General features: G+C 71.0%; 7 protein-coding genes. 2 read left to right on the top strand and 5 right to left on the bottom strand.

What is annotated here, in order from left to right:
• Nucleotides 1-53 precede the first annotated feature (53 nt).
• Complete coding sequence (locus BM288_RS08695) at nucleotides 54-2,117, top strand: acyltransferase family protein (protein WP_092918013.1); 2,064 nt, start codon at nucleotides 54-56, stop codon at nucleotides 2,115-2,117.
• A 15-nt stretch (nucleotides 2,118-2,132) separates the two neighbouring features.
• Here BM288_RS08695 and BM288_RS08700 read toward each other — a convergent pair whose 3' ends face one another.
• Both BM288_RS08700 and BM288_RS08705 read right to left on the bottom strand, forming a co-directional pair.
• Nucleotides 2,133-3,344: an ABC transporter ATP-binding protein gene (locus BM288_RS08700; RefSeq protein WP_092918015.1), complete on the bottom strand. Its 1,212-nt coding sequence runs from the start codon at nucleotides 3,342-3,344 to the stop codon at nucleotides 2,133-2,135.
• Nucleotides 3,344-4,288: an ABC transporter permease gene (locus BM288_RS08705; RefSeq protein ID WP_092918017.1), complete on the bottom strand. Its 945-nt coding sequence runs from the start codon at nucleotides 4,286-4,288 to the stop codon at nucleotides 3,344-3,346. Before BM288_RS08705 ends, BM288_RS08700 begins: the two co-directional genes overlap by 1 nt.
• A gap of 187 nt (nucleotides 4,289-4,475) precedes the next feature.
• Between BM288_RS08705 and BM288_RS08710 the strand changes: the two genes are divergently transcribed.
• Nucleotides 4,476-7,169 (top strand): cell wall-binding repeat-containing protein, encoded by a 2,694-nt coding sequence (locus BM288_RS08710; RefSeq protein WP_092918019.1) that lies wholly within the window; start codon nucleotides 4,476-4,478, stop codon nucleotides 7,167-7,169.
• 94 nt (nucleotides 7,170-7,263) lie between these two features.
• On the opposite strand, the gene BM288_RS08715 is transcribed toward BM288_RS08710, so the two are convergent.
• Genes BM288_RS08715 through BM288_RS08725 form a run of 3 tightly spaced genes read right to left on the bottom strand, consistent with a single transcriptional unit; the run spans nucleotide 7,264 to nucleotide 12,868 of the window.
• Nucleotides 7,264-9,402: a rhamnan synthesis F family protein gene (locus BM288_RS08715; RefSeq protein ID WP_177220323.1), complete on the bottom strand. Its 2,139-nt coding sequence runs from the start codon at nucleotides 9,400-9,402 to the stop codon at nucleotides 7,264-7,266.
• A complete protein-coding gene (locus BM288_RS08720; RefSeq protein WP_092918023.1) occupies nucleotides 9,399-11,543 on the bottom strand; it encodes a glycoside hydrolase family 99-like domain-containing protein in 2,145 nt (714 codons plus the stop codon). The genes BM288_RS08715 and BM288_RS08720 overlap by 4 nt, the downstream gene beginning before the upstream one ends.
• Before the next feature lie 44 nt (nucleotides 11,544-11,587).
• Nucleotides 11,588-12,868, bottom strand: a complete 1,281-nt coding sequence (locus tag BM288_RS08725) for an O-antigen ligase family protein (protein ID WP_092918025.1) — start codon at nucleotides 12,866-12,868, stop codon at nucleotides 11,588-11,590.
• Nucleotides 12,869-12,916 lie beyond the last annotated feature (48 nt).

Here is a 12,916-nt window from a genome sequence, read left to right on the forward strand (position 1 = left end):
GGTCGCCCGTCGGCGATCCCGGCGACCTCCGTCCCCGATCACTTGAGAGTTCCATGACTTCCGTCCGCGAACGTGCCCGCGGCAGCGCGAGCACCGCGCCCCAGTACATCGCCGAGATCCAGGGACTGCGCACCATCGCGCTGCTGATGGTCGCTGCGTTCCACATCTGGTTCGGGCGCGTCTCCGGTGGCGTCGACATCTTCCTGATCATCTCGGCCTACCTCCTGACGAGATCGCTGACGAGCGCGGTCGAGCAGCACAGGGGCGTGCAGCTGGTGCCGTTCATCCTGCGGAAGTTCGCCAGGCTCCTGCCGGCTGCCGCGGCCGCGACGCTGCTCGCGCTGGCAGGAGCGCTGCTGCTGCTCTCCCAGCGCCACTGGCAGGACCTCACCGACCAGGCGCTTGCCGCGATCAGCTACACGATGAACTTCTGGCTGCAGAGCAACGCGGTGGACTACCTCGCGCAGGCGCGGTCGACCGCGAGCGTGTTCCAGCACTTCTGGTCGCTCTCGGTGCAGGGCCACATGTTCATCCTGTGGCCGATCATCCACGTGCTCGTGGCGCTGCTGTTCCGCGCCCGCGTGCGGCAGGCCCTGCTGGTCGCGTTCTCGGTGATCTTCCTGGCATCCTTCGCGTGGTCGGTCATCTCGGTCTCGGTCGACCAGCAGCTCGCCTACTTCGACACCTGGGGGAGGCTGTGGGAGTTCGCGGCGGGGTCGATCTTCGCGCTCATCGCGCCGTGGCTGCGGCTGTCGACCCGGATGAAGCACGGGATGACCTGGGTCGGGCTCGCGGCCGTGCTCGCGACCGGCTGGCTGCTCCCCGTGGAGTCCGCCTTCCCCGGCTTCGCCGCACTGTGGCCGGTCGTCGCGGCGGGGCTGGTGCTGCTCGCGGCGGATGCGCCCGGAGAGCCCGACTACGGCGGCAACGCCGTGCTGCGGCACCCCGTCCTCGAGCGGGCCGGATCGTACATGTACGCGCTGTACCTGACCCATTGGCCCGCCCTGGTGCTGTTCGCGGCAGCGACGGGCATCGAGCGACCCGACCCGCTGCAGGGGCTCGGCATCCTGGTGGTGTCGGGAGTGGCGAGCGTGCTGATCTACCACGGCGTGGAGCAGCCGGCGGCTCGGATGACCCGATCGGGCGCCGGCCGCAGGGGCTGGCTGCGCCAGCTCGTGGCGATCATCGTCTGCGTCGCGCTGGTCCTCGGCTCGGTGGTCGGCATCCGGGCATACCTGGAGCGCTCAGTGGAGGAGCAGGCGCAGCAGCAGACGAGCCTCGACCTGGCGACCATGGGCGCCAACGCCGATCCGGACGAGGTCTTCGAGACGGTCTACCCCGGGGAAGCGCTCAACGCCTCGTTCGCGCAGGAGCCTGGTGAGCCGTGCGCGGAGGACGACCCCTACCTCGCCGGCATCTGCCGGGACTGGGGCCAGCAGGTCTCGCCCGAGCGCTCGTTCGTCATCGTGGGCAGCTCGCATTCGGCGGCCATGTCGCCGGCGCTCATGGAGGTCATCGAGCAGCATCCGACCTGGCACGTGCGCACCTACACGTCGCCGGGCTGCTACTTCCACTGGCCCGCCGACAACGCGTGGCCCGAGGAGGTCGGCGCGTGCAGCAGCACCTGGCGGACCGCGATCGACTACATCCTGGCCACCTCGCCCGATGTCGTCTTCACCATCGCGTCGCTCACGCACCCGGACGGCGGTGAGGATCTCTTCACCACCGGCGGCGGGTTCGCCGGCTTTGTCGACTACCTGCACGAGCGCACAGGGACGCTCGTGGTGGGCCTGCGCGACAACCCGCGCGCGGACTTCAGCCCGCTCGAGTGCGCCGAGCGCGAGGGCTACACCAGCCCCGGATGCGCGTTCAGGGCGACGCTGCGAATACCGGGCCTGGCCGACTACGCGTCGAGCATCGAGGATGCGGGCGGGCTCTTCATCGACCTCAACGACCGCATCTGCCCGGGCAGCGTGTGCACGCCGGCGCTCGGCGGCATCGTGACGTTCGTCGACAACAGCCACATCGGCGAGGACTTCGCCAGGTCGCTCGCCGGGTTCTTCGCCGCCGAGCTCCACGCTGCCGCGAGGTGGTACCCGACCGATCCCTGGGGGTGAGGCCGGGCGCCGGCGTCAGCGCGGCTCGACGTGCACGCGCAGCGCCGTGCGCGCGATGCCGACGGATGCGCCGTCGTCGTCGACCTGGAACGTGACGGCGTCCTGCGCGCGAGCGAGCTCGCCGCCCGAGCGGCGCTCGAGCGAGACGCTCGTGACGTAGGAGCCGGCGCCCAGGTGCAGGTCGGGCATGGCGAAGCGGATGCGCGCCGGACCCGCGAGGCGCTTCGGGTCGAGTCCGAGCCGCTCGGTCGTGGTGAACAGGGCCGTCTGCCCGAAGCCGTTGGCGATCGAGACCCCGAGGCGCCAGTCCTCGATCGGATCGATCGCCGTCAGGTCGACCTCGAGGGTGACGTCGCTGCCCGCGTGCACGCTGCGGGTGGTGCTGCCGTGCTCGTCGACCAGGCGAACGGCATCGATCGTGACGCGCTCGAGCTGCTCCTGCGCCGCGACGTCGGCGACGTGCTCCTTGCGGGCGTCCTCGTACTCGCGCTGCGAGCGGAAGCCGCCGCGCAGCACCTCGACCGCCTCGATCGGCGGGCCGTCGAACACCATCGAGCCGCGCGAGAGCACGACGCCGCGCGTGCACAGATCGGTGATCTGGCTGAGCGTGTGGGTGACGAGCACGATCGTGCGCCCCTCGAGCTGGAAGGAGCGGATCTTCTCGAGGCACTTCTCCTGGAACGCCTCATCGCCGACCGCGAGCACCTCGTCGACGAGGAGGAGGTCGGGATCGACGTGCACGGCGACGGCGAAGGCGAGCCGCACATACATGCCGGAGGAGTAGAACTTCACCTGCTGGTCGATGAACTGCTCGATGCCCGAGAAGTCGACGATCGCGTCGAAGTACTGATCGGTCTGCCGCTCGGACAGGCCGAGGATCGATGCGTTGAGGTAGACGTTCTCGCGACCGGTGAGATCGGGGTGGAAGCCTGCGCCGAGCTCGAGCAGCGCCGCCATCCGTCCGCGTCGCTCGACCGTGCCGCTGGAGGGCTGGATGATGCCGCCGATCGTCTTGAGCAGGGTCGACTTGCCCGAGCCGTTCGGGCCGATGAGGCCGACCGTCGAGCCGCTGTCGATCTCGAGCGAGATGTGCTTGAGCGCCTCGAAGTGCTCGGCGTGCGCGCGCCCGCGAGCGGCGTTGACGATGCGCTCCTTCAGGCTCTTGTCCTTGCGCACGGTGAAGTGCTTCGACACGTCGTCGAGTCGCACGATGGGAACGCTCGTCATCACAGCTCCTGCGCGAAGTCGCCCTGCAGGCGCGCGAAGATGCGCTGCGAGACGTAGACGGCGAGCAGGCCGATGCCGGCGCTGATGAGCATGTTCATCCACAGCGCCGGCACGTGCGCCGTGGCGGCGCCCGCCTGCCAGAAGGCCTCCTGGAAGCCCAGCACGGTGAGCGTGACGGGGCTGTTCACATAGACCGGCAGCAGCCACTCGAAGGCCCCGCCCGCCAGGCGCTCCTCGACCATGCTGATGGAGTACAGGATGGGCGAGCCCCACATCACGAGCACGAGCACCACGTCGACCAGGTAGGCGATGTCGCGCAGGTACACGTTGATCGCCGACAGCGCGAGCGCGAAGGCCGCGCTCCAGATGATCGCCAGCACGATGGCTGCCGGCGCGTACAGCAGATGCATGCCGAACGTCATCACGCCGACTCCCGGCTCGCCGGTGTGCAGGCTCGCCGTGACGATGGCGGCGATGATCAGGATCGCGAGCTGGATGACCAGGGTGAACATCGCCGGGCCGATCGTCGCGAGCGGGAAGATCTCGCGCGGCAGGTAGACCTTCTTGATCAGGCCCGAGTTGACGACGATCGCGCTCGTGCCGGCTCCGACAATCTCCTGGTAGACGGTGTAGATCGCGAGGCCGGCGAAGATGTAGATGCCGAAGTTCTCGATCTGCCGCGCTGCGCCGAGGAACTCGCCGACGACGACGGCGTAGACGAACAGCATCGTCAACGGCCGCACGAGGCTCCACACGAAGCCGAGCTTCGAATCCTTGTAGCGCGCCTTGAGCTCGCGCTTCGTGAGGCGGCCGAGCAGCTCGCGGTACTGCCAGATGTCGCGCACCGAGGCGAGGAAGCCGCCGAAGCCGCTCGAGCGTGCGCCCGCGTGCTCCCACGGCTCGTCGGCCAGTCGCTGCGCGCGGCGGGTCGCGACGTCAGACATCGGTGCTCCTGCCCTGCGGTAGCCGCCTGTCCGGCGTTCGCCAGGCGGTCAGATGAACTGCGCCATCGTATCCCAGCGGGAGAGGGGGGCGGCACGGCGAGGGAGCGCGCCACGCCGCATCCGGCGCGTGCATCGGCCAACGGTTACACTTCAACGGAAACTTTAAGGTTGAATGCGGGGAACCACCATGCTCAGACGACGGCCGCTTGCCGCTCTGGTCGCTGTCATCGCCGTGCTGGCGGGCCTGATCACCGCGACGCCGCCTGCTCCCGCCGAGGCGGCGAGCGCTGCCGACTTCACCCCCGGCAACCTGATCTCGGACAAGAACTTCTTCGAGGGCGGTGCGCTGAGCACGACGCAGGTGCAGACCTTCATCAACCAGAAGCACCCGGGTTGCGCCAGCGGCTACACGTGCCTCGACACCTACGCGCAGTCGACCCCCTCCATCGCCGCCGATCAGTACTGCCGCGCCTACCAGGGCGTCGCGCGCGAGACGGCGGCGAGCATCATCGCCCGTGTCGGCCAGGCGTGCGACGTCTCGCAGCGCGTGCTGCTCGTGCTGCTCGAGAAGGAGCAGTCGCTCGTGACGCACCGCTCGCCCTCGGCGACCCGCTACGAGAAGGCCACCGGCTTCGGCTGCCCCGACACCGCGCCGTGCGACGCCTCGGTGGGCGGCTTCTTCTACCAGATCTACTACGGCGCCCGGCAGTTCCAGCGCTACGCGGACCACCCCGGCAACTACAACCACCGCGCAGGTGTGGTGAACAACATCCTCTACCACCCCAACGCGGCGTGCGGATCGAGCCGGGTGCTCATCCAGAACCAGGCGACCGCGGGCCTCTACAACTACACGCCGTACCAGCCCAACGCCGCGGCGCTCGCGAACCTCTACGGCACCGGCGACTCGTGCTCCGCGTACGGCAACCGCAACTTCTGGCGCCTGTACACCGACTGGTTCGGCGACCCCCGCGGCGGTCTCGTCGGCCCCTCGGTGGGCGAGCTGAACGCGAGCGCCACCTCCGAGGGGCTGCAGGTCAGCGTCAGCGGCTGGGCGTTCGACCCCGACATCACGGCGCCCTCCAGGGTGCACATCTACGCCAACGCGCCCTACCCGAGCGGCAGGAACGTCGGCACCCTGATGGCCGACCAGCCCTACACGGGCAGCGCACTGGCCAATCGTGAGAACCGCACCTCGGCCGGATTCTCCGGATCGCTCACGATGCCCAGCGGCACGACGCGCGTGTGCGCCCACGCGATCGATGAGACCGGCGACGGCAACACGATGATCGGCTGCGCCACGATCTCTCCCATCACCGGCTCCCCGATCGGCAGCTTCGAGAGCGCGCACGCCGTCGGCTCGACCGCCACGCTCCGCGGCTGGGCACACGACCCCGACACCACCGGGCCGATCCAGGTGCACGTCTACCGCGGCGGGCCGTACGGCACGGGCACCTGGGCCAAGTCGACGGCCGCCGACCTGGCGCGCCCGGACGTGCAGAGCTCGGTGCCGACAGCAGGCCCCGCCCACGGCTTCGCGATCCAGGTGCCGCTGTCGGCCGCCGGCGACACGTACTGCGTGCACGCCATGAACGGCGCCGCCGGCGGCGAGGTCCGGCTGCTCGGCTGCCACACCGCCGAGCCGCGCACCGGTCCGCCGCTGGGCAGCTTCGACTCGCTCGTGCGGGGTGCCGCGGGCGGCCAGGCCATCGCGGCGGGCTGGGCGCTCGATCCCGACACCGCCGCATCCACCGACGTGCGCGTCTCGGTCGACGGCCGCACCTTCGGCACGTACGCGGCGAGCGGCGCTCGCCCAGACATCGAGCGCGCGAATCCGGGCTACGGCGCCGCGCACGGCTTCAGCGTGCCGCTGCGGCTGGCAGCGGGCGACCACCAGGTCTGCATCACGGCGCTCGACCGCGTCGGCGGCCACGCGACCACGTCGCTCGGCTGCCGGTCGATCTCCGTCGCGGCAGGCGCGGCGCTGCCCGCGCCGGATCGCGTCGCGGGTGCGAACCGCTTCGGCACCTCGGTGGAGATCTCGCAGCGCTCCTTCCCGGGCACGGCACGCGTGGTCTACCTGGCGAGCGGCACGAGCTTCCCCGACGGCCTTGCCGCCGGTCCTGCCGCCGCGCACCAGGGCGGTCCCGTGCTGCTGACACCGCGCGACGCGGTGCCGCAGGACGTGCTCGCGGAGATCCAGCGGCTCCGGCCCCAGCAGATCGTGATCGTCGGCGGCGCGCCGTCGGTGTCGACGGCTGCCGAGGCGCAGGTGCGGCCGCTCGCGGCTGACGTCGTGCGGCTCGGCGGCGCGAACCGCTTCGAGACCAGCCGCATGATCGCCGAGCACGCATTCGACACGGCTGATGCTGTGTTCCTCGCGACCGGCCGGAGCTTCCCGGACGCGCTCGCTGCAGGTCCCGCCGCAGCACACCTGGACGGGCCCGTGCTCCTCGTGGACGGCAAGGTTGCCGCACCGGACGCCGCCACACGGTCGACCCTCGCGGCACTCGGCGCCGGCTACATCGGCATCGTGGGCAACGGCAACGCCATCTCCACAGGGATCGAGACCGCGGTGCGGACGCCTGGCGTCCAGGTGGAGCGGTTCGCGGGAGGCAACCGCTTCGAGACAGCCGCTGAGCTCGGGTCGCTCTTCCCCAGCGCCGACTCCGTGCTCGTGGCGAGCGGCGAGAGCTTCGCCGATGCGCTGCCCGGCGCCGCCGCAGCGGGCGCCTCGGGAGCGCCGCTGATGCTCTCGCACAGGACGTGCGTCCCGGTGCCGACCAACGACCGCATCGTCGGCTGGGACCCCTCGGAGGTGGTGCTGCTCGGCGGCACGCCGACGCTGGCGACCAGCGTCGCCTCGTACCGCCTCTGCCCCTGACGCGCGCCACCGACGGCCGGCCAGGGCATCCGTCCTCGTCCGGCCGTCGGAGCACCGGCGCCCGCAGCCGCTGGCGTCCGCGGACGGTCGAGGGTCAGGGGCGCCTGGTGCGCGCCGTGCGGACGGCCTTGCGGACCACCCGCACGCCGAGCGAGCGCACCCGTCCCAGCGGTCCGAGCGGGCCGAAGCGGCGCTCGATGCGCTCGAGCGCCGCCGTCGATCCGTCGATGCGCTCGGCGTGCTCGGCGCTGATGGTGATGGTGTCACCGCCGCGGAACGGCCCCGAGACGTCGTAGGCCGGGTCATGCGTCGAGAACAGGTCGAGCCTGCCGGCGCGGGAGCCGTTGACCGGGCGGATGCGGTAGCCGGCGGTCTCGACGGTGATGCGCTCGACGAGGAGGCCGGTGCCCTCCGCCGGGTCGAAGCGGATGCCGACGGTGCCGGAGGGCACCGTGCACTCGACGCGGAGCGGACCGCCGTTGGGGTGCGTGAACTGCGGCGCGCCCGCGTGCCGGTAGCCGCTGCCGGTGTCGAAGAAGACGGTCGAGTCGAGCGGACGCCCGCCGGCACGCGCGAGCACGTCGGCGAGCGTGTCGTGCGCGCTCGCACCCACGGCCTGGGCGACCGCCGCGATCGCCGCGCCGCCGATCTCGAGCTGCGTCGCGGCAGCTGCGCGGGTGATGCCTGAGCGGGCGCGCAGGCCGACGGGCGCCAGGCCCTGCAGCAGCACGGAGACCCACGCGGGGTGCTCGAGCTTGTCTCGCACCGGCTGCGGCAGGGTCGCGGCGACGTCGGCGAGACGCTCCAGTGCGGCGCGGCGGACCCACAGCGATGCGCCCGGTGTCGGTGCCGCCGGGCGACTGATGGGACGGCCCTCGCCTGCGACATCCAGTGCCGTCCGGCCACGGCGCGACGGGGTGCGTGCGAGGCTGCCGACCAGGCGCCTGCCGAGGGCGATCGGCGGCACGATCGCGCCCAGGGCGCGATCTGAGAGGAAGGCCGCAGCGGCGGCGCGGACTGCGGCGGCATCCGCTCCCAGCGCAGCATCGGCATGCGATCGGGCGATGCGCGCGTCCTCTGCCCAGCCCGGGCGAGGATCGTCGCCGAGCACCAGGAAGTGCTCGGCCTCGAGCTCCAGCGCCGCAACCATGGCAGGACCCGACCCGGGCGCGAGCACGCGCGCGCCGATGCGCTCCGCGGTGCGAGCCGCTTCGGAGCCGCGGTCGCCGGTGACGAGCGCGATCCGCTCCGGGGCGAGCGCCGCACCCCAGCCGGAGATCGCGGCCGCGGCGAGCGGACCCTCCAGCACGACGATCGCCGCGTCGACGTCGGCGGGCTCTTCGACGGGCTGGTCGAGCCAGACGGGATCCTGGAGCGTCACCCGCAGCCGATCGGCCGGCATGGTGCGGATCGCGTGGTCGAGCAGCTCCTCGCGCATCGACTCGGGCACGGCGGCGAGCAGCTGCCACAGCTCTGCCGTCGCGGCACCATCGGAGTGCGCGGTGAGCTCGTCCAGGCTCAGGTACAGCATCCGGCGCTTGAACACGGGGCAGCCCCGCTCCCGCACGAGTCGCGCCGCGAGGCCGATGATCGGGTTGGCGGAGAGGTGCTCCAGATCGGAGGTGTCCACCGCGACGGACCAGCGGAAGCCATGGTCCTCGAAGTAGCCGGTCTGCTCCATCTCGTGGAGGCGCACGGCATCTGCGTAGCCCTCGATCGGGGGCAGCGTGCGCCAGTAGTCGGCCCATGCAGGGTGACGCAGCACGCTCGAGCGGTAGGCCGTGAAGTAGCTCTGGATGTGGGTGCGCTCCGAGCGCGGGGCACTCGCGTCGGCATCGGGGTGCGCGGCGGCGTGCCGGGTGATGCCCCAGAGGTCGACATCCGTCGCCGCCATGGTGTCGAGCATGGGCCGCAGGGGGCGGAGCGGACCGAACACCGACGAGTTCGCGACGATCAGCTCGTCGAGCTCTGGGATCAGCGGCTCGAGCGCCTCGATGCCGGCCTTGAACGCCTCCACGTCGTAACCGTGGTTCTCGCGCACGAGCAGCGTGGCACCCATCCGCTCGACGCGCTCGCGTCCGGACTCGTCGAGCTCGCCGTTCACGACCACGACCGCGCGCTCGACCTGCGCGACGAGCGCGCCGAGGTAGTGCTCGTTCGCGGCATCGAGCCTGCCGTCCACGTCGTGGAAGGCCCAGACGAGCGCCCGTCTCGGCGAAGCCCCCAGCTTCATCCGACCCCCATCGCCGATCTGCATGCCTGAAGGTAGGTACGGCCGTACTGCTCGGTCGGTTCGAGGACGGCCGACTCGGCCCACTCGTTCCATGCGTTCACGAAGACGAGCCGGGCATCCGGTGAGCGATCGGCGACGGCGGCCGCGCAGTCGGCGAGCCAGCGTCGGAAGGTGTACGGATTCGTGCCGGTGAAGAGGTCGGGCTGCCACTGCCGCCGCGCGGTGTTGTCGAAGGTGACCATCGCACCCGGGTAGGCGTCATCGGGCAGGTCGGCGAGCCGCTCCGCGTAGCCCTGCACCATCGCGCGATAGCTCATCGCCCGGCCCTCGAACCGCGGATCCCACTGGTCCGCGGGGATCTCGGTCGCCACCCAGTCGAGGTTGTGCGGCGCGAAGCCGAGCGAGCCGTCGATGATGCCGAGCGCCCCCGCGTCGCGCAGGCTGCCCATCGCCGGGCCGACATCGACCTGCAGCAGCAGCAGCTCGCCGACGCCCTCCTCGCGGCAGCGCGCGCGCCAGCGCTCGACGGTGGCGACCGGATCGGGCAGCTGCGCGAGCTTGTAGACCGCCAGCACCGCCTTGCCGTCCGCACGCAGGTAGCGCGGATCGCGCAGCAGCGGCATGACGTCCTCGATGAACTCCTCGGCGGGCACGCTGTCGTACTCCTGCGCGATGAGCACATCGGCGTCGCCGCCGTCCCAGCGCCTGGTCCAGTTCTCGTTCGCCCACATGATGCACAGAGGCTGCTCGATGTCGCTCTCGAGCAGCCGCTCGATCGGCAGCTCGAGCAGGCGCTTGCCGGCGAACCAGTAGTAGTAGTACATGAAGCCCGCGATGTCGTGCTCGCGGGCGAGCTCGAGCTGCTGGGCGCGGACGTCGTCGAGCTCGAGCGAGTAGAAGCCCAGCTCGGTCGGCCGCAGCGGCACGTCATGCCCCGGGTAGATCGGGTGCGCCTTGACGACGTTGTACCACTCGGTGAAGCCCTTGCCCCACCAGCGATCGTTCTCGGCGACGCGGTGGAACTGCGGCAGGTAGAAGGGCACCAGGCGCGCTCGCGGCTGCGTGCACGGCGCGCCGGGAGATGCGGGAACCTCCGAGCGGGTGAGGATGCGCATGCCCGCTTCCTCGGAGAGCAGCCCGATCATGCGCTCGATCGCGTGCGCGCACGTGCCGTCGATCTGCCCGGCCTCGGGCTCGAAGTCCTCGCGCTCGAACCGGAATGCGCGCAGTCCCTGCAGGACGAAGCCGCGGATCCAGTACATCGAGCCGGCGGGGAAGCGCAGCGCCTCCGGGTCGAGCGGCATGCTCAGGCGCCGGTAGAGCCCGCGCACGAGCTCGAGGTCGCCGCCCCAGTGCTCGGTGCCGGCGATGCTGCCATCGGCCGTCACCACGGCGATGTCGGGGTCGGCGCGCATCGCCGACACGATCGTCGTCACGTCGTCGGATGAACCGAGCAGCGACTCGACGAACGATGCGCGCCAGGTCGCGCCGTCGCCATCGAGGGTGTCGTGCTCGGCACGCCACGCGCTCTGTTTGGTGTGCACCTTGAGCACGATCGGGTAGGGGTCGAGGATGCCGGCGTTGACGAGCTGCACGAGGGGCCAGATGTCGCGGCCGTGGTTCTCGACGGTCAGCACCTCGACGTGGCGCGCACCGGTCGTCCGCAGCCGGGATGCCTCGATCGGCGTGCCCGAGGAGTTCGTGATGTAGAGGTCGAAGGGCTCGTCGATGGCGGTGAGCCGCTCGAGCAGCTCATCGAGCAGCTCCGGGAAGTGGCAGTGCAGCACGACTGCGATGCCCGCGGGTTGGGAGACGGGAACCCTGGTGAAGCGCCAGGACACCGGGAAGCCGACGAAGCGGGAGGCGTCCATGCGCGCGGACCAGCGCTCGAAGGACGACGGCGCGGAGGGGTCGCCGGATTCGAGCGGCGCGCCGCGACGGCGCCCTCGCACGAGCGCCCTCGCCGCGCTGCCGCCGAAGCGAGCCAGCCGCTTCGCCCGTGTCGCCCACAGGCGCGGGTCCAGCGGATCCGTGCGCGAGGCTCGATCCTCGGCACGCTCGAGGGCGCCGCGGAGGTGGTCGTTCTGCTGGCGCAGCTGGATGAGCTCGTCGTCGCGATCGGGCTGGTGGTTCTCGGTCACCGGACCAGCCTAACGATCGCTCCGGGCGGTCGCCCCGTCCCGATTCAGCCGACGGTCGTGATCGCGACCGTGCGAGGCGCGCGCGGCGCGATCTGCTTGCGCAGCGGCCCGATCACGAAGATGACGAGCAGCATCATGCCGAACTCGATCCAGGGTCGGGATTCGGCGAGGCCCTGCATGAACAGCGCGACCCACAGCAGCAGCGGGATGGCGTTGAGCGCTCGCTCGCCCACCGGCGAGCGGTAGAGCGCGCCCAGGCAGTTCCTCGCCGCGCGGTACTGGAGACCGCCCCACAGCAGCAGGCCCACGATGCCGAGCTGCATGAACACATCCAGCCAGACGTTGTGCGCCTGCAGGTACACCGTGCCGTGCATCTCGCCGAGCTGATCGAACGGCGGCACCCACGGCATCCAGTACCCGAGGTAGCCGACCCCGACGACGGGGGAGGTGAGGCCGAGGTCGATCACGCGACCCCAGATGTCGAAGCGCCCGGTCATGTCGGCATCGCGGCCGAGGAAGTCGGTCACGAAGGCCCAGTTGGCCACGATCACCCCGACGCAGACCAGGCCCACGGCGATGGCGATGCCGAAGATGCGGTAGAACGTCGCACCGCGCCACCGCACCCACGAGACGACCAGGAAGGTCAGCACCGCGACCATGGCGGTGGCGAACAGCACGGTCGCGCTGCGCGTGACGATGTGGGCGAGCAGCGGCAGCGCCACCCAGACGGGCCACCAGCGGTCCAGGCCTGCGGCCGCCCGGCACCCGGCGAGCACGAGCGCGATCAGGGCGACCATGCCCAGCAGGTTCGCGTTGCCCATGATGCCCTGCACGCGCCCGCCCTCGAAGATGAGGCCGCTCGACCAATGGAACTCGGCGCTGGCATCGGGCGGGTAGTCCGCCCAGAGCGGGAACAGCGGGTGACGGAGCACGAGCGCGACGAAGGCCTCGAAGACGAACGAGGCGATCAGCAGCCCCTGCATCGTCCAGTGCGTGACGTCGAGGATGACCCGGTAGGGCAGCGATGCGATCAGCACCGCGCTCGCGATGGTGCCGAACAGGATCACCGAGCCGACGAGCGACCAGCCGGGCGCGATCGCCCAGATCGCCGAGACCAGCGCCATCGTGGCGAACGCCACGACCGAGACCGGCATCCGCCACAGTCGCACGCGCAGCAGCACGAGCTCGACGGCCACCCAGATGAAGGTGGCCAGCACGACACCTGCCCAGGCGGGATAGCCGATGACGTTGCGCACCGCATCCCCGCAGGCCGCGTTGGTGACGATCCACGCTGCGAGGATCGTCCTCCTTCTCTGCCCGGGCACCGCACCATCGTGCCACGGCTCGGCTCAGTGTGAGCGCTGATGCTCACG

The sequence above is a fragment of the Agrococcus baldri genome (genome assembly GCA_900114805.1).
In the GTDB taxonomy this organism is placed as follows: Bacteria; Actinomycetota; Actinomycetes; order Actinomycetales; family Microbacteriaceae; genus Agrococcus; species Agrococcus baldri.

Bases quoted from the DNA above. Each gene is read 5' to 3' on its own strand.
- BM288_RS08695 (WP_092918013.1), top strand. From the start codon at position 54: ATGACTTCCGTCCGCGAACGTGCCCGCGGCAGCGCGAGCACCGCGCCC.
- BM288_RS08700 (WP_092918015.1), bottom strand. From the start codon at position 3,344: ATGACGAGCGTTCCCATCGTGCGACTCGACGACGTGTCGAAGCACTTC.
- BM288_RS08705 (WP_092918017.1), bottom strand. From the start codon at position 4,288: ATGTCTGACGTCGCGACCCGCCGCGCGCAGCGACTGGCCGACGAGCCG.
- BM288_RS08710 (WP_092918019.1), top strand. From the start codon at position 4,476: ATGCTCAGACGACGGCCGCTTGCCGCTCTGGTCGCTGTCATCGCCGTG.
- BM288_RS08715 (WP_177220323.1), bottom strand. From the start codon at position 9,402: ATGAAGCTGGGGGCTTCGCCGAGACGGGCGCTCGTCTGGGCCTTCCAC.